Raw genomic sequence first — 20,748 nt, 5'->3', positions numbered from 1 at the left:
CATCAGCAAAAATATCAGTATTTACAAAAAAAGCCCTAAGCGTAGGGCTTTTTTTATATTTTGAATCAAGTAAGCTAATTGTTAATTAGCAACGCCTTCGAGCAACTGAAATGGAAAGGTAATCACGTCAAAGGCTAAAGCAAACGGCAAAAGGACAAGCTTTTGAGCGCCGCTTTTACCGCGACTTTGGATGACATCGTCTTGCTGACTCATGGTATAAAAGCTGACAGAATACGGTCGGCTTAACGGTCGATATTGACTTTGGATCAATGCCAAATTGTTCACTGGCGGATAAATCACGCCTTTAATCGGAACGTTAAAACAAAAGCGCTGCGCTAAAATTCGCTGATCACTGCTCGTGGTGCAATCTTGACCGCCATTTTGCAAAAAAAACTGATAATCGCGGCGTTGAAACTCGTCTTTGAGTTTGGCGTAAGACAGCTTCATGGTGCCTTGAAAATGACCATCATTATTGGGCACTAAAAATGCCATCTCATTGTCAACTTGAATATTTTTTGGCGAAAGCGTGGTGAGCATGGTTGTCATTTCGCGACCGCCATCGGTTAACACATAACTGTTTTTATTGCCCACAATGACCATGCTGGCATTGGGTAAATTTGGCAACGCTTGCGCTGGGCGACCAAAAGCAATAATGCTGTCCTCGCTCAGCACAGTTTTGACCGTTTTACTTACGGTACGGTTGTCGCTTTCAAGTAGTGAGCTGGTGGCGCAACCAGACCCTGCCAAAATTGCTGCGATGGAAACCCCAATCATCGCGGATTTGGCAAATGGCAAGGTGGATGGTGTATCACTCATAGCAGCGTTTTCATTAGGATTAGTTGCTCTCATAGGATTGATTAAAGCGCTTGTTTTTGGCGCAAGTTTTTTATTAGGCTGCTTATCACTGTTTAAAACGGGATTGGTCATGATCAAACCTCCTTGTTGCCTTAAAGCCAAATGAGCTTAACGTTCACTTATCCTACCGTGGTTCATTGACTTTTGGCTAGTGAATTGTTTATTTCTCACATTTTATTACGCGATCAAAATTGGGATTTAATGATTTGGGAAGGATGACTTGAACGTTAAAATAAAAGTGGCTAAAACGCACCCTGACAGCGCGCCAAACGACCATAGCAAAGCCATGCAAAGAGATTATGAGCAAATTATACAATCCATGCATGAAGATATGATGTCAGGGATTCAAGCTGCCGATCCGGATTTGGCTTTTGTCAAAGGTATGCTTTCGCATCACAAAGGCGCCGTTGCTATGGCAGAGGTCGAGCTAAAATATGGCAAAGATGACAGCATGAAAAATCTTGCCAACGCGATCATTAGCGCCCAAAAGCGTGAAATTGAGCAGATGGAAAAATGGTTGGCTGACCATTCATAATGTAATGGCTGATCACTAATCAGCTAATAAATATTAACTGAGGTTTAATAAAAAAAGCTGAGCGTCGTCTCGGCTTTTTTATGGCTCAGTTTAAGGACAGCTTTTAAAGTTATCCGCAATAAACCGTTTTAATGCTTTATACTGTCTGAAAAATAATAAAACTTTTGCCGTCAAATTGAATGACGATCATTTTTATTAAAACAAGGACAAGCGCTATGGCAAAATTTTTGAATACCAGTGGCACAACGTATCATTTAGAAGAATTGATTAAAAATGCCTCGGACAGACTTATTATTATCAGCCCTTATTTAAAGCTCAATGAGCGCATTAAAGAGCTGTTAGAAGACAAAAACCGGCTAAAAATTGACATTCGAATCGTTTATGGTAAAAATGATTTGCACCCTGAAGAAATCAACTGGCTTAAAAATCTAAGCTTTATCCGAACCAGTTTTTGCAAAAATTTGCATGCCAAATGCTATCTGAACGAAAACGAGTGCATTATTACCAGTCTCAATCTTTATGAGTTTAGCCAAGTTAATAATAATGAAATGGGCGTGCTAATTTTTCGCGATGAGGACAGCAAGCTTTATGCCGACACTTACGAGGAAGCTCAGCGCATCATCCGAATCAGCGATGAAGTCCGAATGTCACTTGAAAAAGTGGGCGAAAAAGACGTTGCAAAACCCAAAACGAACCATAAAATCAGCAATGACAATAAAACCAATAACGATAATAAAGACAGCAGCAATGACGCCAATTCAGACGAAGCGCCCAACTATAGCAAACTGACCACCGCCAAACTTGCTACAAAATTGGGAATAAAAACGGCAGAACTCAATGAAAAATTGTTTGCCGCAGGTTATCTTGAGGAAAAAGATGGCGAGATGGTATTAACCGACGCGGGAGCTGCCGTAGGAGAAATGCGCAAAGGCAGATTTGGCAGTTATTGCCTTTGGGATGCCGAATTGAGCGTTTAAAAGTAAGCTTTGTTTTTAAACTTTCTAATGTCAATTGGGGAATATCAGGATTACAATCGATCACAAGACATTCATAACCAATTTGGTAAGATAATTTTTGAAAAATGTTTTAGCATGAAAAATACAAATTAAGTTAACTAATAATAGTAATTATTAAGTGCATCTTTTTTGCAACAATAACCAAACGCCAGTTTTGGCAATTTTTATAAGGACACAATTATGGCACATTTACGATTAGGCGATACTGCCCCAAACTTTGACGCCAGTACCACTGAGGGCGACATCAACTTTTATGATTGGGCAGGGGACAGCTGGGTGGTGCTATTCTCGCATCCGGCGGATTACACGCCAGTTTGTACCACAGAGCTTGGTCGCACTGCTGCCCTAAGCGGCGAGTTTCAAAAGCGCAATGTCAAGCCCATCGCATTATCGGTTGATAGCCTTGAAGACCATCACGGCTGGATCGGTGATATTGCTGAGACTCAAGGCACAGCGGTAAACTTCCCAATCGTTGCAGATCATGACCGCAAAGTTGCCGATCTTTATGACATGATCCATCCAAACGCTGATAATACCGCCACCGTTCGCAGCGTTTTTATCATTGATCCAAAAAAGAAAGTTCGCCTAATTTTGACCTATCCTGCCAGCTGTGGTCGTAACTTTAACGAAATTTTGCGCGTGATTGATGGCTTGCAATTGTCCGATGAATATAACATCGCAACCCCAGTAGATTGGCAAGACGGCGATGACGTGATCATCCCACCAAGCGTTAAAAACGAAGACATTCCTGCAAATTATCCAAAAGGTCATACAGAGATCAAGCCCTATTTACGGACGACGCCTGCGCCTAACAAATAATGATTTACTGATTTTTCAATAAAAGCCCTATAACCAAAAGTTATGGGGCTTTTACGATTTTTTACCACGAGATTCACAGCGTTTGCTATGATGATCAAAGAGCAGACCAATAATAATAAGCTTGTTGCCTGTTCATAAATCATCCCTATCAAGGCAGCAATTATAACGGAAAGTTAATAACAAGGAGTGAAGATGAAAACATTATATGTCAGCCGAACCGCACCTAATCCAAGAAAAGCGCTCATTTTGCTTGCTTCAAAAGGTTTTGATATCGATGATATGGACGACTTAGAAATTGTCGATATTGATATTGCTAAAAAAGAGCACATGACTGATGCCTTTACTAAGCTCAATCCCATGCAAACGTTGCCTGTGATGACCCTCGATGATGGCACCGTGCTGAACGACTCGCAAGCCATTTGCGAATATCTTGATCGCGTTTATGGCGAGCGCTCAGTGATGGGAAATGACGTGGTTCAGCGCGCCCGAGTTTGCGCCATGCGCCGGACGGCAGAGTTTGAAGTGCTTTATAACTTTATGCTGGCTTTTCAGCACAGCCACCCTTCAAAAGCTGATCGCGTTGAACAATTCCCTGAGTTTGCCAAAGTTTCTGTTGATCGCGCCATTAAAGCCTTGCCTTATTTTGAAGATGCCCTTGAAGGTCGCGACTATTTGGTAACTGATCAGATGACTTTTGCTGATATCGTCTTTTATTTGGGGCTTGATTTTGGCAAGGTGCTCAAGGTCAACCCAAGCAATCATGGAACAAATATTGCACGATTTTATGAGCGAATGAATGAGCGCTTTAGCATCAATAAAATGCCTAAAGCTAAAGCAGAATCGGACAATTAATAAGTTAATCAATAAGTTAATTTTTAATCTATCTTGACGCTTATGTTATATAAAAATGGATGGCTGATTGGGCTGTCCATTTTTTATGACAATTAATTTTATGTAACTTAACTAGAGTTTAAGAAAAATAATAGTGACGAACTCAAACATTTCGTTACTTTGAGGCTACAAAATTTACGATGATGAAGGTTATAGTGAACGGATGATTTAAATGGCAAAGCGTTTAAGAAGGATTAAAAGCTTTTTGAACCATATCAACTGTATTACGTCATAAGGGTAAGAAAATAGGTAGAGTGATGATGCCAACGATATCTCATATTTTAATGCCAAGCCTGATAGCGCTTGGGCTAACGCTAAGTGCTTGTCAAAAGCCTGAGTCAACTTCGCCAAATCAAACCACGGATAAGGGCGCTGAAATGACCAAAAATGCTGAAACCTCAGACAGCACTTTGAAAAATGCAGAAGTTGCTTCATCAACTGATCCTGTGGCAGAGAATGATAAGGGACTTGCCACTGAGCTACCTCGTTATCGCTGGACGCTTTTGGAAGCTTCTGATAGCAACAAACGTCCTATTCGTGATTTACTAGACGTTAAAGACAAAGTGGTGCTTAATTTTAACAAATACCATGGTCAAGACTCGCTTAATTTTAGCGTGGGCTGTAATACGATGAGCTCTGCTTATCAGCTCAATAACCAAACATTAACCATTGAAGAGGTCATGAGCACTAAGATGCTTTGTGATGATCTGAATGATGCGGAAAACAAGCTTAATGAGCTCATGCAAGGTAACATTCAGATCGCTTTGGACACGGCTAAAGATAGCGAATCACCAACGCTCACGCTGATCACTCAAGATAACAGCACGCTGATTTGGTCAGGTCAACTTACTGCCGAAGCCAAATATAACACCAATGGTGAAACGCTTTTTTGGGCAGTAAGCGCCGATACCAAGCCTTGTCCTGACGATGCTGCTAAACAATGCTTACAAGTAAAATCCATCGATTATAACGATGAGGGCATCAAAACGGGCGAAGGCAAATGGATGACATTTTCAGGAACTATTGATGGTTATCAGCATGACGATAAAAATGATGAAGTTTTAAGGCTTCAGCGCTACAAAACCGATGAGCCGAACAGTACAGATGGCTATGCGTATGTTTTAGATACGGTCATTGAAAAATCGGTAAAATCTGTAGATAAAAAATAAGCTTTTGATTAGCGCTTTTAGCTTGTTATTAACATTTTAAATAAAAGCGCTTTAATCAAACTGACTTATTAGAAAATTAATTAACTTAACAAAGTCATTAGCTTAACAAAATTATTAACTTAACTGTGCCAAATCTTCTTCAGAAAGTCGCCAGCGCCCTTTTTTCTTAGAGGTGCTGCGACCGCGAAGGGCGCTATTTAAAATCAGTTTATTCATCGAATGGCTTGAATGCGCGTGACAAATCGCGCAGGCAAGACCATCTGCGGCGTCCGCTTGCGGTACGATATCCAAGCTTAAAATCCGGCAAACCATCTCTTGAACCTGCTCTTTTGCTGCCGCCCCATAACCGCAAACGGCCTGCTTGATTTGCCTTGCGGTGTATTCTGACACTTCCAAATCAAGCGCCACCATTGCCGCGATTGCGGCGCCGCGAGCTTGCCCAAGCTTGAGCGCTGAATCTGGATTTTCTGCCATAAACACCTGCTCAATCGCTGCAAAAATCGGCTCATCAGCATATTTTTGATGATATTGAATGATCCGAGTTAACCCTTGAAAAATACGCTTTAAGCGCTCTGGCATCTCTTTGGTGTCGGTACGAATCGTTCCGGCATCGATAAAGGTGAGCTTATCGCCTGATTGCTGAATCACTCCGTAGCCGGTCATTCGTGATCCAGGATCGATGCCAATAATAATTGCCATAATGAATTACCTTGTTAAAAAATCTTTGCGCCTTATTTTAGCCATAAAGTTTTGAGGTTTACTTGCCTCAGCCGATCATCCAAGCTTAAAAATCAGCGCTAAGTTTGATAGTATAGCAAGCCGTCCCCATATTCATCTTTATTCACAGCAAATTTTTATCATTTAAACTTTTTATTTTCATTGCTTTTTTATTTACGCTTAGTTATAGGACGACACCTCATGGGTCAAATAGTTGGAATCGCCATCGTCTGGTTTATTATCGAGATGCTGCTTTGGTATTTAATTGCCCAATTTATCAGCGGTTGGTGGGTATTTATGTGGTTTATTATCGCCGCTGTCATTGGCGTGGTGCTGATTAAAAAAGCGATGGTGTCACTCAATCCGATGGCGCAGCAAATGAAAGCGGGCGGCATGATGAACCCTGCCATGCGCCCGCAAGAATCGACTATGGTAAAAAGCATTGCCTTAGCCGTGGCAGGGCTATTGCTACTGATCCCAGGCGTGTTAAGCGATTTGCTTGCGGTTTTGGTCATCTTGCCACCGGTACAAAAAAAGCTCAAAGACATGGCAAACAACTACGTCATGAACAATCAGCAAAAAATGATGGCAATGATGGCAAAGCAAATGGGCGGTCAAAATCCATTTGGTGGCATGGGCGGAATGGGTGGTCAAAACCCGTTTGGTGGCATGGGCGGCATGAACAACCAAAACCCCTTTGGTGACAACAATCCTTTTGATAATGCCAATAAAAATCCGTTTGGCAATGTGTTTAAACAAAACACCACCATTGATGGAACAGCAAAATCGGTTCAAAAAGAGGTCAAAAAAATCACCAAATCTGCTAATGACGAGTAATTTAAAATAGCGATTAAAAATTTATTGCCATAAAAAAAGCCCCTTAACTTTAGGGGCTTTTTGGTGGTAGTGTTAAGCTATCAAACTCGCTTTAAACTACCGAAATTAACAACCGGAGTACCGCCGTAAGATGGTGACCCATGAACCGTGAAGTTCAGGGCGGATACGTCACTGCTTCGAAAGGTTTCCTGAGTCACCAAAGGTGCAGGCATACACAAAAAAGCAATAGGTAGCGTATCCATTTAACGCATTATCGGCTCAGGGAATAACATCCACTAGCGAGCACTCCAGAATAGTTGCATCTTAACCAATGATTTAAGCCATTGCAAGTCGCAATTACAGATTGATAACGCCTTAATTGTTGAGGTAATGCTTACTTACGATTATTGAAATTTGATCATTAAAAAATAACGTGATTGCCTTGACATTCATTTAATAGGACGAGTTTGGGAGCAATTTTTCAGCTTTTTGGCAAATTATGGTAAGATCATCGTTAATTATTATCAACTGCTTTAATTAACCTTACGACTTATTTTTCAACGCCTTTTTGTGGTTATTTTCCCGTTCTATGAGGAGCACTCATTCATGAGCAGTCAGTCAAGTCAGCCTTCCCAAGATTCTATTTTTCAAAACTCTACTAAAAAAACCCCGCACGTTTTGATGATTTTAGATGGTTTTGGTCACCGTGAGGAGACTCAGGATAACGCTATTGCCGCCGCTAATACCCCCAATTTAGACCGAATTTATCAGCAGTATCCGCATGGACTGATTTCAGCGTCAGGCGAAGATGTCGGCTTGCCCGATGGTCAGTTTGGCAATTCAGAAGTGGGGCATATGAATTTAGGGGCAGGTCGGGTGCTTTATCAAGACTCAACGCGGATTTCAAGCGAGCTTGCCAACCGCGAATTTTATAAAAATGAGGCGCTTGTTGGCGCAATCAATGCTGCCAATGACAAAGGCGGTCGCGTTCATATCATGGGGCTGTTGTCCGATGGCGGTGTTCACGCGCACCAAGACCATATCGAAGCAATGTGCCATTCAGCGGTCGTTCATGGCGCAAAGCAAGTGTTCGTTCACTGCTTTTTAGATGGTCGCGACACCCCGCCCAAATCAGCGGACAAATACATCAACCGCTTGACCGATTACATTGATAAATTGAACGCCCATTACGAAGCCAACGTTCAAATTGCCAGCATGATTGGGCGCTACTTTGCTATGGACCGCGACAACCGTTGGGACCGCGTTCAAAAAGCGTATGAGCTGCTGACCGAAGGCAAGTTTGACCGCTGCGCCACCCGCGCTGATGGCGCCATTCAAGCTGCTTACAAAGCCCGCGAAACCGACGAGTTCGTCAGTCCAACGGCAGTCATCGAGCAAGGCGATAAGCCTGTGACCATCGATGATAATGACGCGGTTATTTTTATGAACTTTCGCGCCGACCGCGCCCGCGAGTTGACCCAAGCGTTTGTGCTGCCAGATTTTGAATTTTCAGGATTTGCCCGCCAAAAGCAGCCAAACCTTGCCGCATTTGTCATGCTGACCCAGTATTCTGAAGACCTTGCCAATAATGCAAACACGAGCGTGGCGTATTTTCCAACCTCGCTTGCCAATACCCTTGGCGAATATTTGCAAAACCAAGATAAAACCCAACTGCGAATTGCTGAAACCGAAAAATATGCCCATGTGACCTTTTTCTTTAGCGGTGGTCGTGAGGAGGAATATCAGGGCGAGACGCGAATTTTAGTGCCATCGCCTGATGTGGCAACTTATGACTTAAAGCCTGAAATGAGCGCCTTTGAAGTGACGGACAAACTGGTTGCAGCGATTGAGTCGGGCGACTATGACGTTTTGGTCGTCAACTACGCCAACGGCGATATGGTCGGTCATACCGGCGTTTTTGAGGCAACCGTCAAAGCCGTTGAGGCGCTTGATGCTTGCGTGGGTCGCATTGAGGCTGCCGTTTGTAAGATGGGCGGCGATTTGCTGATTACCGCTGACCACGGCAACTGCGAGCAAATGCAAGATTATGACAGCGGTCAGGTGCATACTCAGCACACCACCGAGCTTGTGCCCCTTATTTATATCGGTGATAAAGCCGTTAAAGTTCGCGCGGGCGGTAAATTAAGCGATATTGCGCCGACCATGTTATCACTTATGAAGCTTGAGCAGCCAAAAGAGATGACAGGCGAGAGCGTATTGACTGCGGCAAGCTAAGCAAATATGCCAATTTAAAATAATAAAAAAGGAAAGGTGAGTTTACCTTTCCTTTTTTTATGGAAAACTAATGAGAATATCGTAGCGCTCGATACGTCATGATAAGAATGACCGCCATAAAAGAGTATAAAAAATATTGGCTGGCGTGATTCATATTATTTTTCTCAAAGTAAAAATGTAGCAAAATCACAAAGAAAAATAGGAAGAGTTCTTTCATGTTAATTCCTGTATTTGGATTTTATATCTATTAAGGTGAATCCGTAATCTTATAGATTGATGATAACTAAGCCGTTTTATAAAATCTAAAAGGTTTTTTTATTCCTAATTTTTAATCTTAATTGCAATACTGCCATAGTCGCCGCCGCCTGATTAATGCTAAGGTAGCTTTATTTTGCCTTGTTGAGTGATGGAGTGTTATGCAACGTTCTGCCAAGCCGATTGCCGGTATTTCCCATTTTTTTAAACTGACAATGATGACGATTTGCTGTCAGCTGGCGATGACCGCTCAAGCTGACCCGCAGCCGCTACCAACTGCTTTGGATGTCAATACCAATCAGCGTATTATTCGCCGAGCCGCTGAGCTGCAAATACCAACGCCAAGCGTCAATCAGCCTATGAGTCAAAGTATTGATGACGATGATATGATTGATGCTGAGCCGGATTTAACCGCGATTGACGATGGCACGTTAGAGGACAGCTCGGCGGATGACATGGACGATACCGTCATTGAAGTGCCCTCGGAAGTCGCTCACGTGCCGCTCAATGCCATTTCCCCAAAAACGCTGAAAACTTTTGTGGCAGTGGTTGATTTGGTGCGCCGCGATTATGTGGATTTGGTCAACGATGAAACGCTGTTTAACAATGCCATGAGCGGAATGCTCACCAAACTTGACAGCCACGCGGAGTTTTTAGACTTTGATGCCTATCAAAACCTCAAAGCCTTTACCGAAGGCGATGTGGGCGATATTGGCATCAAGGCGCAGTACCGCGATGATTTGGGCTACTGGGTAGTAACCGAGGTCGTTAACAATTCGCCTGCGGATAAAAAAGGCATTAGTAAGGGCGATTATTTGCATCAAATCGGCGAGGTCAAACTTGATGAAAATAAAAACCCGAACGACATTGAGCAGCTATTGACAGGCGTTGCCGGATCGCAAATCGATGTGGTGACCTCAAAAGCTGGCAGACGCAAACAAGCAATCAGTTTGCAGCGCAATAATAGCCACCCGCAAACCATCAGCGTAAAGTTGGTGGATGGTTTGGTGGTGATTAAGCTGCCAGCGTTTCAAAATACCAGCCGCAATCAGATTTTGGAAAGCTTAACCAAGATTGACGCGCCGATATCTGGAGTGCTGCTTGATTTACGTGACAACCCAGGCGGCGTTTTGGCATCAGCGGTTCAGATTGCCAGCTTATTTATGGAAAATACTGAAGTGGTTCAAGTTAAAAGCCGCCACGATGATACCAAAATGCTGTCAACCAAAGGTCGAGCGGTTTTAAAGCCGCTGCCGGTGGTGGTGCTTCAAAATCGCTATTCGGCGTCGGCAGCAGAGGTGCTGGCAAGCAGTTTGCAATCGCAAAAACGCGCCACTATTGTTGGGGAGGTCAGCTACGGTAAAGGTTCGGTACAGTCGGTCATCCCGATTGACGACGATCACGCCGTGAAATTAACTGTTGCCCATTATCTAACGGCAAATGGCGCTCGAATTGAAAAGGTTGGCGTTCAGCCGGATGCAATTTTATCGGGAAGCGAGCGGACTTGGGAGCAGCAAGCGCTTGATATCTTACGCAAACAAGCCCAGCCAAACGGCATCCGCTTTGTTCAAGGTGATCAAGTGAAAAATTCAACCATGAAAAGTGACAATACAAAAAATACCAAAACCGACAGCGTAAAAAATTAGCGATGAATTAACAAAATGCTTAAAAGCAGTTTTAATTAACTGCTTTTAATATCTTCATCAATGTCCAGTTTTTTCATTCGGTATCGCAGTGAGCGAAACGTTGTTCCAAGCAGTTCAGCCGCTTGAGTTTTATTGCCGTCGGTTTGCTTTAACGCTTTGATAATCAGCTGTTTTTCTTGAGCTTGTAAATAAGCTTCTAATCCTGTTTGCGGCAAATCGTTGTCCTCTTCCGATTGTAAGTCCGCAATTGCGTTTTCAGGCGGTATATTTTCAAGCGTTATAAGCGGCAAATCCTCAAGCGATTGCGGATAAGCGGCATTGGGGTCAGGATAGGCGATTGTGCTGCGATAAGGGTGATCAGCGGCGTCAGTTGGCGCTTGCGCTAAAACAGGATCGACCATGTCATTGATTACCATGGATGGCGTTTGAACCGCTTCACTGATTGGCAATTCTGGCAGCCCTAATTGCTCAGCGTCAATAGCATCGGTTTCTGCCATTGTGATGGCGCGCTCAAGGATATTGCGAAGCTCGCGAACATTTCCTGCAAAATCGTGCTGCTGCAAGCGCTCAAAAGCAGCTTTGGTAAGCGTTGGCGTGTTGTCAAGTTGCCACTCTTTGGCAATGAGCGCCAAAAAATGCTGGGCAAGCGCTGGAATATCATCGCAGCGGGCGTTTAATGCCGGAAGTTTGACTTCAATAACGTTGATCCGGTAATACAAATCCTGACGAAACGCGCCTGATTGTACAAGCTGATTTAAGTCTTTATGGGTGGCGCTTAAAATCCGAATGTCAACGGCAACCTCGCGCGTATCGCCAATGACGCGAACGGTTTTTTCTTGAATGGCGCGCAGCAGTTTGACCTGCATGGCAAGCGGCAAATCTGCCACTTCATCTAAAAACAAGGTTCCGCCATTGGCTTGTTGAAATAAGCCTTGCTTGTCCGCGACCGCTCCGGTAAAGCTGCCCTTTTTATGACCAAAAAACTCCGATTCCATCAGCTCTGAGGGAATTGCGCCGCAGTTGACCGGAACAAAGGCGCCATCGCGGCGCGGGCTTAAATCGTGGATGAGCTTTGCCACCACTTCTTTCCCCGTTCCTGAGGCGCCTGCTAAAAATACGGGGGCTTGTGATCGCGCCAGCTTTAAAATGGTACGCTTTAGCTGCGACATAACTTTGGATTGACCAATTAAACGCTCATCAAGCATGGCTTGTTCAGGGCTTTTTTGCTTCACGGCAGGCTCAAAGTCTTGACGGATGACCTTGAGCGCGTTTTCAACGAGCAATCGCAGTCGCGGCAATTCAAGCGGTTTATTGACAAAATCAAACGCCCCAAGCTTGAGCGCTTCAATTGCCAAATCCATACTGCCATGGGCGGTAATAACGGCAATCGGCGTGCTTGAGGTGCGGCTCACGTCTTTGACCAGATCAAGCCCTGAGCCATCCGGAAGCCGTAAATCGGTCAAGCAAAAATCATACGAGTTGCTTTGCCAAAACGTCCGCGCCTGTTCAAGCGAGTAGGCAATATCGCTTTTGATGCCCATTTTGGTCAAGGTGATTTGCATCAATCGGCACAAATCCACCTCATCATCGACCACCAGCGCCCGTGCTGTCATAGCAACCCTCTTATCAGTCATAAATTACAATAGTTATCATTATTTGTCTTGAGCTTTTGGAACGATTAACCGAAAGCACGTTTTGGGATGGTCTTCGGCATACAAAAGCCGCGCATGATTGGCGCCGCTAAAGGCTTGCGATAAGTAAAGCCCAAGTCCCGTTCCAGCTTTATCGGTTGTAAAAAACGGATTAAACAGCTCATCTAAATGACTGCTTGGAACGCCCAAACCATCGTCCAAAATATCAATTATAACATCGTTTTGATGGCAATAAACTTCAATATCCACAGCGGCATTAGGGTGGGATTGAGCACTATAACGCAGACCATTATTGATAAGGTTGATCAAAATCTGCTCTAACTGATGCGCGTCAAATAAAATAGGCGGGCAGGGTTTTACATGCAAAAACACATCTTGCCCCAAAAAATAATTGCTTAAAAATTTGGCAAGCCAATCATCCAAATCAATCCGTTGCTGATTGGGCGGCTCTTGGCGTGACAGTTTTAACACATCCTCAATGATGCGATTGACGCGTTTGGTTTGATCAAAAATCATTTGATAAAGCTCGCTATTTTCGTCATTTGTTGCTTCATCAACGTCTTCAATGAGCAGCTGGCTGGCTTGTGAAATTGCTGCTAACGGATTGCGAATTTCATGAGCGATACTTGCGGTCAGCTGACCTAACGCGGCAAGTTTTAATTGCTGAGCGCCTGCCAGTTCGCGGCGCAAATCCTCAAGCAGCACCAACTGGCTTTGGTTTTTTAGCGGAATGATTTGCACGCGAAGCTTATCGATGATGGAATTTGGCTTTGCTGCCAGCTCATAAATAAAGCTGCGCGATTGACCAGCGGCAACCGCCAAGCAGCTCATCAGTAGCGCTGGGTGTTGATGGCTGATTTGGTCTTCAAAATAGCGCTTGGCGTCAGGCGCTGTAAGCAAAAGCGCTTTTTTATGTTGAGATAGCCAAGGAATGGTAAGCTTTGGGCTAAGCTTGGATAACTCCTCTGAAAGCAAGCTTTGCTTATTGTCAAACGCTGGGATATTAAGCAGCTGATAAGCGGCTTTGTTGGTCATAATAATTTGCTGATCGTCGATGACCATCACGCCACTGAGCATTTGGCTGATGACTTCTTGGTTGATGGCGTTTAAGCGCTGGACTTCTTCTGCTTGCCGCGCTGCCATTTTTTCAACTTGAACCAACCGCTGTGACACCGACCAACTCAAAAATCCAACCGCTAAAAAGCTGACCGAAATAAGAAGTGCATCCGCCAAATTATTTAAGCTCATGCTGTTGGCAATGGCATAAAAAAATTGCTGATAAATGACAAAAATGACCGCAAGCAGCGTAATAATCAGCGCTTGCGTGCCATGAAGCAGCATAAAGCTTGCCGCCACCACCACCATATAAAGCATGGTCAGCTGCAAATCAGGCGCGCCATTGGTATAAAGCAGCAAGCTTAAAATAATCACATCAAGCGCAAGCCCAAAAACCAGCTGATGTCGCGGCTGGCGCGTGACCACGTAAAACAGCGCAAATAAAATTAGGCTGATAATCACATAAAAGCTCAGCGCAGTTTGCTGAAGTAAGCTTGGCAAGAGCAGCTCATCATTGGCTTTGGCACCAACGTAGCTCATCAGTATAAAAAATAAGCTAACCACCAAGCGATAGCTGCTATAAATCAGCCCAAGACGGCGCAATTGTGGTGAGGGCAGGGTATCAGCTTGCTGCAAATACTCAACAATCGAGCTGATCACTCCTGATCCAATTATCTTTTTGGGCATCATATGGCGCTTAAGGGTCACTGTTTATGCTGAAACTTGAAATGGCAATTTGCTTTTAAATTTTTGGCAGGAAAGCTTTGGGATTAATAAAATTACGGCTGGATTAAACCATGACGGATCGCCATATGGGTCAATTTAACATCGCTATCTACCCCAACTTTTTCGTAAATTCGGTAGCGATACGTGTTGATGGTTTTGACGCTGACAAACAGCTGATCGGCGATTTGCTGCGGGCTTTGACAATTAACCACCATCATTGCCACTTGTTTTTCGCGATCACTTAACAAATCAAACGGTGAGCTGGCTTTATCAGACAACACCACATCCGCCAATTGCTCAGCGACATCATGACTAAAGTAGCGACCACCTTGATGGATTTTTTTGATTGCTCGAATCATCTCATCAAGCGGTGTGCCTTTGGTGATGTAACCATTGACGCCAGCTTTTAACAGCATCGACGGATAAGGCTGAGCGGCCATACTGCTCACCGCCAAAATCTTAATTCCCAAATCAAGCTGAACCAAACGTTTGGTTGCCTCAACCCCGCCGATATTGGGCATATTGACATCAAGCAAGATCACATCAGGCGTGAGTTGTCTGGCAAGCTTGATTGCCATATCACCGCTGTCTGCCTCGCCGACCACCTCAATATCTTGGCTGTCCGCCAACATTCGGCTGATGCCCATTCGCACCAAATCATGGTCATCGACCACCAATACTCGAATCATAATCACACTCTTAGCGACTGCTTAACTGGGTTATGGTCAATATTTTACCACCAACCACTCAAAAAGACGGGATAATTCCAATCTTAGCGTTATTTATCAACAATGCTCTATTTGTAGATAGGATTATTAAAAACACCTAAATCGATAAACGCTAAATTTTAAAAAATAAAGCCAATAAGCTTTTAAAATGGATTGAATAAAGCTCGGTTAATTAAAAATGACCTTTCTTAACTTAAAAAATTATGTCTAAAAACTTAATCAATTGTAGCAAAATTTAATCATAGCCAAAAAAATCCTATAAAGTCAATTTGCTAGATGAAAAATTGTTTCAAGCTATGATACACTAATGCTACAAATTACCTGTTTGAGAACCCACAAACCCATCTAAAATTGCTACGTAATCGTCCGATGTGTTAAAAAACGCCGTTATTATGTAAGTTATTGAGCGGAATTATTGATATTAGCCTTTGAAAAATCAGCCATTGATATATGGCTAAAATTCAGCGGCGCGGACTTAAAAGCTCTTCTTGGAGGAAAAAGAATGCAATCACCCGTAACCAAACAGCAGCTGCTTGCCGCCTTAATTTCACTAAGCTTAGGAAGTTTGGCGCAAGCTGCATTAACCATCAATGGCAACACATCCAATGCCAAGGTCAGTTGGGGCGGCGCAGACAGTCTCTCAGAAGCTCGCAATATCATGTACCGCTCAAATTCAGCGGCAACAAGCTCAAGCCCTGTAAGAAAAGTGGATAACGGTTTCCCAACCGATAGCCAATACAATAGCGGCTACAAGGCGCCTTACCAAACCACCTATAATAATGGCTTTAATAGCAGTGCCATGCTGCCGATCAGCACCGATTCGCGCAGTGTTTATGTTATGGATTTGGAAACGGGTAAATCCATTTATGAAAAAAGCGCCGATATCGCTCGACCAATGGCGTCCATCACCAAAATTATGACCGCGATGGTGGTTCTTGATAGCAACCTTGACATGCGCGAAGAGATCACCTTAACTGCCAGCGACTTTGTGGGACCAAAACGCGCCAGCTCAAACTTAAAAGTTGGCGATCGCATGAATCGCGCCGAGTTTTTATTGATGGCGCTCATGAAGTCAGAAAACCCTGCGGCAAAAACTTTAGCGCGAAACTATCCGGGCGGCTATGATGCCTTTATGCGCGCAATGAACCAAAAAGCCAAAGATATCGGCATGACCAGCGCCTTTTTTGGTGACCCAACCGGTCTTGATAAGCGCAATGTTGCCTCATCAAGCGATCTTGCCAAAATGGTAAAAGCGGCTGGCAATTATGATGTGATCCGCCGCTTTTCAACCACCAAAAACTATGACTTTTACGTTTCAAACTACAGCGCCGGCAACCGCGTTTATAAAGCCAATAATACCAGTGTTTTGGTGCGCTCGGGCGACTATCCAATCGGCATTTCAAAAACAGGCTTTATTAACGAAGCGGGTCGCTGCGTGGTTATGGAAACTCGCGTGAACAATCGCCCTGCCATTATTGTCATCTTAGGCGCGGACAGCTCAAACACCCGCTGGAGCGACGCTAAGAGTATTTTAAGCAGCTTATCAACGCGCCAGTCGGTATGATTTCGCTTTGAGTCTGCTTAAAGTATAGGTAAATAAAAAAGACGGTTATTTTTATAACGGTCTTTTTTTATGGCAATTTGAAAAGTCTGAATAAACATTAGGAAAATAAGAATGACAAAGCCCACGCCTCAGCTGTATTTATTGACCAATGATGATGACTTTGAGCAGCTTTACCAAAAGCTTGAGGTAGTGTTAGCCACAGGCATTATTGGTTTGTTGCAAATTCGCCGGAAAAAATTGCTGTCACAAACGGATGGTCAAAAAAAGCTTGAGGTGGAAGCTCAAAAAATTATCAATCTTGCCAAGCACTATCGCGTCCCTGTCGTGATTAATGATGATATTGACCTTGCCCAAAAGCTTGGCGTTGGCGTTCATTTGGGTCAAAGCGATGGCACGATTGCTGAGGCAAGATCAAGGCTTGATCCTAATGCCATTATCGGTCGCACCTGTCATGGCGATATTGATTTGGTGATTGATGCCAAACTTGCGGGCGCAACGTATGCCGCAATGGGCGCGGTTTTTGCCTCAACCACCAAGCCAAACACGGCTACTGTTAGCAGGGATTGTCTTGAACAAGGCTGCGATCAAGGCATTGATATTTGCCTTATTGGCGGATTAACGGCTGAAAATATTGCGACCTTAGCGCCATTACCTATCCGTTACGTGGCAGTGGTGGGCGATATTATGGCGCTGCCAGTTTCGCAAATTGCCAAACGTTGTGATGAGTGGCGGCAAGCATTGCAAAATTTTACCTAAATTTTTTAGCATGATTGAAACTGTTTTAGTAAACATAACTTATAGCAAAAATCGCGGCGGGCAACCGTTGACGCTGATAAGTCGCGCGGCTAAAATGCAGGTCGCAATTTGGATCGTTTTTTTTAGATAATAACAACTTAGGAGTAAGTCATGAATTTTTTGCGCATGAGTGAAATGATGCTGACCAATAAAGTGGTGCTGATCCGCGAGGATTTAAATGTGCCCATTAAAGAGGGTCGCGTGGCAAGCGATGCGCGGTTGCAGGCAAGCCTTCCCACCATCAAAATGGCGCTAGATAAAGGCGCTGCTGTGATCGTTTGCTCGCATTTAGGTCGTCCTGTGGAAGGTGAATTTGAGGAAAAATACTCGCTTGCGCCCGTTGCCGATTATTTAAGCCATAAGCTTAGCGCCAGTATCAGTCAGCCGGTGCGCTTGGTGGATGATTATTTGACCAACGGCGTGGAATTGACGACCGGAGAGGTGATACTGCTTGAAAATGTGCGCTTTAATAAAGGCGAAAAAAAGAACGATGCCGCGCTTGCCAAAGCTTATGCTGATCTTGCTGACGTGTTTGTGATGGATGCGTTTGGAACAGCTCATCGCGCGCAAGCGTCAACCGAAGGCGTCACTCGAGCCATGCTTGAGGCGGACAAGCCCGTTTGCGCAGGACCTTTGCTTGCCGCTGAGCTTGATGCGTTATCTCAAGCGATCGAAGCGCCCGCTCAGCCGATGCTTGCTATCGTTGGCGGCTCCAAAGTTTCGACCAAGCTTGAAGTATTAACTAGCCTTGCTGCCATCTGCTCGCAAATCATCGTGGGCGGCGGTATTGCCAATACCTTTTTGGCAGCAAAAGGCTTTTCAGTTGGCGCCTCGCTTTATGAGCCAGATTTGGTGGATACGGCGCGCGATATTATGACCAAAACTGAGATTTTATTGCCAGAATTTGTCGTTGTTGCTGATAAAAATGACATTGATTTTGATGATTTTATGGGGTCATTGCAACATGCCAAAGCGACCATTAAAGCGGTCAGCGATATTGATGCGAACGATATGATTTTGGACATTGCCCCAAAAAGCGCCGAAAAACTCGCCGAAGCTATTTTAAATGCCAAAACCATCTTATGGAATGGTCCGGTTGGTGTTTTTGAAGTGGATGCGTTTGGCGCAGGAACCGAAATTTTAGCAAAAGCCGTTGAGCAAAGCTCAGGGTTTTCTATCGCTGGCGGCGGCGATACCTTGGCAGCCATTGATAAATATAACGTCGAAAAAGGCGTCAGCTATTTGTCAACGGGCGGCGGCGCGTTTTTAGAGTTTGTTGAAGGCAAAACCTTACCAGCAGTTGCCGCACTAGAGCTCTAATTTTGGTAACACGATTTGTACAACAATGGTCTGCCAATTCAGCTACTCTATTGACGCTTGATATCAGATTATTTAAAGTGTTTATTATTTAAAGTATCCATTATTTAAAGTGTTTTAAGAGAACTTATAAATAGATCACTTATAAATCATCGTTATCACCACTTTATTATTAAAATAATCTTTAGTGAGCCGCATCAACTTATCAATGCTATAAGTTGACGGTCGGTATTAAAGACAGATAACCACTCCCGTAATTTAAATTAAGATCATGTTAAGAGGATGATTATGTTAAAACGTCATTTATTACTTGCAAGCCTTCTTGCCGGAACTTTTGCAGTCACGGCTTGTAGCCAGCAAACTCAAGATAATGCAGCGGCAACTGCGGATTCTGCTGCCGACGACGCCGCAGCGAACACCGAAGCGGCTACCGCTGACGCTGAAGTTGCTGCTCAAAACGCTGGAACTGAGCTTGCTGATGGCGCGCAAACTGCAGGTGAGAACGCTTCAGAAGCTGTTGCTGAAACGGGCAATGCTGTTTCAGAAGGTGCCAATGCTGTAGTTGCTAACACGGCTGAAGCAGTTGCTGAAGGCGCAAGCAAAGTGGCCGATGGCGCAACCGACGTTGCCGCGAACGCAGAAGCAAATCAAGCTGAAGCTGCCGTTGCCGAAGAGCAAAAATACTAAGCTTGATTTTGAGGTTTCATACCTCAAGTTTAATAAAAGTTAAATTAAAAAAGCTTTGGTCTGCCAAGGCTTTTTTTTTGCAAGCTCAATTATGATGACTGAAAATGCCACGGGGTCATTGGAACTTTGCTATAATTGCCATCAAAAATGACTGAAGCTTGCGGTCATTTTTTTGCCGCTAATTTTTATCTACTTTGAGAGCATGTTATGGCTTTAATTTCTCTTCGTCAACTTCTTGATCACGCCGCCGAGCACAGCTATGGCGTTCCTGCGTTTAACGTCAACAATCTTGAGCAAATGCGGGCGATTATGATGGCGGCGGATGCTTGCAATTCGCCTGTGATTGTCCAAGCTAGTGCTGGCGCGCGCAGTTATGCCGGAGCGGCGTTTTTGCGTCATTTAATTACGGCTGCGATTGAAGAGTGGCCGCACATTCCGGTGGTCATGCACCAAGATCACGGCACATCGCCTGCGGTTTGTCAGCGTTCAATCCAGCTTGGATTTTCCTCGGTCATGATGGACGGCTCTCTTGGTGAGGATGGTAAAACGCCGATGGATTATGACTATAACGCTGGCGTCACTCGTGAGGTGGTCAAAATGGCGCATGCTTGCGGCGTTTCTGTGGAAGGCGAAATTGGCTGTTTAGGAAGCCTTGAAACTGGACTTGCAGGCGAAGAAGATGGCATTGGCGCTGAAGGGGTTTTGGAAGCTGAGCAATTATTAACCAGCGCTGATGAAGCCGAGCAATTTGTTAACGATACCAACGTTGATGCTTTAGCCATCGCGATTGGCACCAGCCACGGCGCTTACAAATTTACAAGACCGCCTACAGGCGACATTTTATCAATTGAGCGCGTTAAAGAAATCCATCAACGTATTCCAAACACCCATTTGGTCATGCATGGCTCATCGTCGGTGCCGCAAGAATGGCTCAAAGTGATTAATGAGTTTGGTGGCGATATCGGCGAAACTTACGGCGTTCCGGTTGAGCAAATTGTTGAAGCCATTAAGCATGGCGTTCGCAAAGTCAACATCGACACCGATTTGCGCTTAGCATCAACGGGCGCAATTCGTGAATTTTTGGCAAAAAACCCAAGCGAGTTTGACCCACGTAAATACTTTAAAGCGTCAATGGTTGCGATGAGTGATATTTGCAGCAATCGCTTTGAAGCGTTTGGTTCAGCAGGGCAAGCAGATAACATTCGCCCGATCAGCCTTGAAAATATGGTTCGTTTTTATCAAAAATAGCCATAAGGTTTGATAACCGCG

Annotated in this window: 18 protein-coding genes and 1 other RNA gene; 13 read left to right on the top strand and 6 right to left on the bottom strand. The window is 44.2% G+C overall.

The genetic code is table 11. The annotated features are described in order from the left end of the window. Nucleotides 1-81: 81 nt before the first annotated feature. Nucleotides 82-927 carry a hypothetical protein gene (locus HF322_RS07840; protein ID WP_223193236.1) on the bottom strand — a complete coding sequence of 282 codons (846 nt, stop codon included), beginning with the start codon at nt 925-927 and terminating at the stop codon, nt 82-84. A gap of 148 nt (nt 928-1,075) precedes the next feature. Between HF322_RS07840 and HF322_RS07835 the strand changes: the two genes are divergently transcribed. From HF322_RS07835 to HF322_RS07815, 5 genes are all read left to right on the top strand, one after another. Then, entirely contained in the window at nt 1,076-1,390 is a 315-nt protein-coding gene (locus HF322_RS07835) for a DUF305 domain-containing protein (protein WP_219848198.1), read from the top strand. Between the two features lie 215 nt (nt 1,391-1,605). Continuing rightward, nucleotides 1,606-2,367: a phospholipase D family protein gene (locus HF322_RS07830; RefSeq protein WP_169392859.1), complete on the top strand. Its 762-nt coding sequence runs from the start codon at nt 1,606-1,608 to the stop codon at nt 2,365-2,367. A gap of 219 nt (nt 2,368-2,586) precedes the next feature. Then, on the top strand, nt 2,587-3,225 hold the full coding sequence (locus tag HF322_RS07825) for a peroxiredoxin (RefSeq protein ID WP_169392858.1): 639 nt from the start codon (nt 2,587-2,589) through the stop codon (nt 3,223-3,225). A gap of 192 nt (nt 3,226-3,417) precedes the next feature. Further along, nucleotides 3,418-4,077 carry a glutathione S-transferase family protein gene (locus HF322_RS07820; protein ID WP_169392857.1) on the top strand — a complete coding sequence of 220 codons (660 nt, stop codon included), beginning with the start codon at nt 3,418-3,420 and terminating at the stop codon, nt 4,075-4,077. Between the two features lie 299 nt (nt 4,078-4,376). Next, nucleotides 4,377-5,285 (top strand): META domain-containing protein, encoded by a 909-nt coding sequence (locus HF322_RS07815; protein ID WP_223193235.1) that lies wholly within the window; start codon nt 4,377-4,379, stop codon nt 5,283-5,285. A gap of 114 nt (nt 5,286-5,399) precedes the next feature. Here HF322_RS07815 and ruvC read toward each other — a convergent pair whose 3' ends face one another. Further along, nucleotides 5,400-5,984 (bottom strand): crossover junction endodeoxyribonuclease RuvC, encoded by a 585-nt coding sequence (gene ruvC, locus HF322_RS07810; RefSeq protein WP_169392855.1) that lies wholly within the window; start codon nt 5,982-5,984, stop codon nt 5,400-5,402. A gap of 219 nt (nt 5,985-6,203) precedes the next feature. On the opposite strand from ruvC, the gene HF322_RS07805 reads away from it, so the two are divergent. Further along, nucleotides 6,204-6,839 carry an FxsA family protein gene (locus tag HF322_RS07805; protein ID WP_169392854.1) on the top strand — a complete coding sequence of 212 codons (636 nt, stop codon included), beginning with the start codon at nt 6,204-6,206 and terminating at the stop codon, nt 6,837-6,839. Nucleotides 6,840-6,944: 105 nt separating this feature from the next. Here HF322_RS07805 and ssrS read toward each other — a convergent pair. Beyond that, nucleotides 6,945-7,136: non-coding RNA, 6S RNA (gene ssrS, locus HF322_RS07800), on the bottom strand. A 288-nt stretch (nt 7,137-7,424) separates the two neighbouring features. Between ssrS and gpmI the strand changes: the two genes are divergently transcribed. Continuing rightward, nucleotides 7,425-9,053, top strand: coding sequence for a 2,3-bisphosphoglycerate-independent phosphoglycerate mutase (gene gpmI / locus HF322_RS07795; protein ID WP_169392853.1), 1,629 nt, complete (start codon nt 7,425-7,427; stop codon nt 9,051-9,053). Nucleotides 9,054-9,469: 416 nt separating this feature from the next. After that, nucleotides 9,470-10,954, top strand: coding sequence for a S41 family peptidase (locus HF322_RS07790; protein ID WP_223193234.1), 1,485 nt, complete (start codon nt 9,470-9,472; stop codon nt 10,952-10,954). A 35-nt stretch (nt 10,955-10,989) separates the two neighbouring features. Here the strand turns inward: HF322_RS07790 and HF322_RS07785 are convergent, their stop codons facing one another. From HF322_RS07785 to HF322_RS07775, 3 genes are all read right to left on the bottom strand, one after another. After that, complete coding sequence (locus HF322_RS07785; protein WP_169392852.1) at nt 10,990-12,567, bottom strand: sigma-54 dependent transcriptional regulator; 1,578 nt, start codon at nt 12,565-12,567, stop codon at nt 10,990-10,992. 39 nt (nt 12,568-12,606) lie between these two features. Beyond that, complete coding sequence (locus HF322_RS07780) at nt 12,607-14,349, bottom strand: PAS domain-containing sensor histidine kinase (RefSeq protein ID WP_169392851.1); 1,743 nt, start codon at nt 14,347-14,349, stop codon at nt 12,607-12,609. 92 nt (nt 14,350-14,441) lie between these two features. Further along, on the bottom strand, nt 14,442-15,077 hold the full coding sequence (locus tag HF322_RS07775) for a response regulator (protein WP_169392850.1): 636 nt from the start codon (nt 15,075-15,077) through the stop codon (nt 14,442-14,444). Nucleotides 15,078-15,618: 541 nt separating this feature from the next. Between HF322_RS07775 and HF322_RS07770 the strand changes: the two genes are divergently transcribed. The 5 genes from HF322_RS07770 to fba all read left to right on the top strand — a co-directional run bounded on the left by HF322_RS07770 (nt 15,619) and on the right by fba (nt 20,727). Continuing rightward, nucleotides 15,619-16,680 carry a serine hydrolase gene (locus HF322_RS07770; RefSeq protein ID WP_169392849.1) on the top strand — a complete coding sequence of 354 codons (1,062 nt, stop codon included), beginning with the start codon at nt 15,619-15,621 and terminating at the stop codon, nt 16,678-16,680. 111 nt (nt 16,681-16,791) lie between these two features. After that, nucleotides 16,792-17,436: a thiamine phosphate synthase gene (locus HF322_RS07765; protein WP_169392848.1), complete on the top strand. Its 645-nt coding sequence runs from the start codon at nt 16,792-16,794 to the stop codon at nt 17,434-17,436. Nucleotides 17,437-17,586: 150 nt separating this feature from the next. Continuing rightward, nucleotides 17,587-18,795 (top strand): phosphoglycerate kinase, encoded by a 1,209-nt coding sequence (locus HF322_RS07760; protein ID WP_169392847.1) that lies wholly within the window; start codon nt 17,587-17,589, stop codon nt 18,793-18,795. Between the two features lie 285 nt (nt 18,796-19,080). After that, nucleotides 19,081-19,479: a hypothetical protein gene (locus tag HF322_RS07755; RefSeq protein ID WP_169392846.1), complete on the top strand. Its 399-nt coding sequence runs from the start codon at nt 19,081-19,083 to the stop codon at nt 19,477-19,479. Between the two features lie 207 nt (nt 19,480-19,686). Beyond that, the gene (fba, locus tag HF322_RS07750) at nt 19,687-20,727 is read left to right on the top strand and encodes a class II fructose-bisphosphate aldolase (protein WP_169392845.1); all 1,041 of its coding nucleotides are present in this window, start codon (nt 19,687-19,689) and stop codon (nt 20,725-20,727) included. Nucleotides 20,728-20,748 lie beyond the last annotated feature (21 nt).

Origin of the sequence: Psychrobacter sp. MF31 (genome assembly GCF_012847335.1) — a bacterium.
In the GTDB taxonomy this organism is placed as follows: domain Bacteria; phylum Pseudomonadota; class Gammaproteobacteria; order Pseudomonadales; family Moraxellaceae; genus Psychrobacter.
Note: the sequence above shows the minus strand (reverse complement) of the source record. Positions and strands in the feature narration are given on the sequence as shown.

Bases quoted from the DNA above. Each gene is read 5' to 3' on its own strand.
- HF322_RS07805 (WP_169392854.1), top strand. From the start codon at position 6,204: ATGGGTCAAATAGTTGGAATCGCCATCGTCTGGTTTATTATCGAGATG.
- HF322_RS07825 (WP_169392858.1), top strand. From the start codon at position 2,587: ATGGCACATTTACGATTAGGCGATACTGCCCCAAACTTTGACGCCAGT.
- fba (WP_169392845.1), top strand. From the start codon at position 19,687: ATGGCTTTAATTTCTCTTCGTCAACTTCTTGATCACGCCGCCGAGCAC.
- HF322_RS07770 (WP_169392849.1), top strand. From the start codon at position 15,619: ATGCAATCACCCGTAACCAAACAGCAGCTGCTTGCCGCCTTAATTTCA.
- HF322_RS07840 (WP_223193236.1), bottom strand. From the start codon at position 927: ATGACCAATCCCGTTTTAAACAGTGATAAGCAGCCTAATAAAAAACTT.
- HF322_RS07780 (WP_169392851.1), bottom strand. From the start codon at position 14,349: ATGCCCAAAAAGATAATTGGATCAGGAGTGATCAGCTCGATTGTTGAG.
- HF322_RS07765 (WP_169392848.1), top strand. From the start codon at position 16,792: ATGACAAAGCCCACGCCTCAGCTGTATTTATTGACCAATGATGATGAC.
- gpmI (WP_169392853.1), top strand. From the start codon at position 7,425: ATGAGCAGTCAGTCAAGTCAGCCTTCCCAAGATTCTATTTTTCAAAAC.
- HF322_RS07815 (WP_223193235.1), top strand. From the start codon at position 4,377: ATGCCAACGATATCTCATATTTTAATGCCAAGCCTGATAGCGCTTGGG.
- HF322_RS07790 (WP_223193234.1), top strand. From the start codon at position 9,470: ATGCAACGTTCTGCCAAGCCGATTGCCGGTATTTCCCATTTTTTTAAA.
- HF322_RS07760 (WP_169392847.1), top strand. From the start codon at position 17,587: ATGAATTTTTTGCGCATGAGTGAAATGATGCTGACCAATAAAGTGGTG.
- HF322_RS07830 (WP_169392859.1), top strand. From the start codon at position 1,606: ATGGCAAAATTTTTGAATACCAGTGGCACAACGTATCATTTAGAAGAA.
- HF322_RS07785 (WP_169392852.1), bottom strand. From the start codon at position 12,567: ATGACAGCACGGGCGCTGGTGGTCGATGATGAGGTGGATTTGTGCCGA.
- HF322_RS07775 (WP_169392850.1), bottom strand. From the start codon at position 15,077: ATGATTCGAGTATTGGTGGTCGATGACCATGATTTGGTGCGAATGGGC.
- HF322_RS07755 (WP_169392846.1), top strand. From the start codon at position 19,081: ATGTTAAAACGTCATTTATTACTTGCAAGCCTTCTTGCCGGAACTTTT.
- HF322_RS07820 (WP_169392857.1), top strand. From the start codon at position 3,418: ATGAAAACATTATATGTCAGCCGAACCGCACCTAATCCAAGAAAAGCG.
- ruvC (WP_169392855.1), bottom strand. From the start codon at position 5,984: ATGGCAATTATTATTGGCATCGATCCTGGATCACGAATGACCGGCTAC.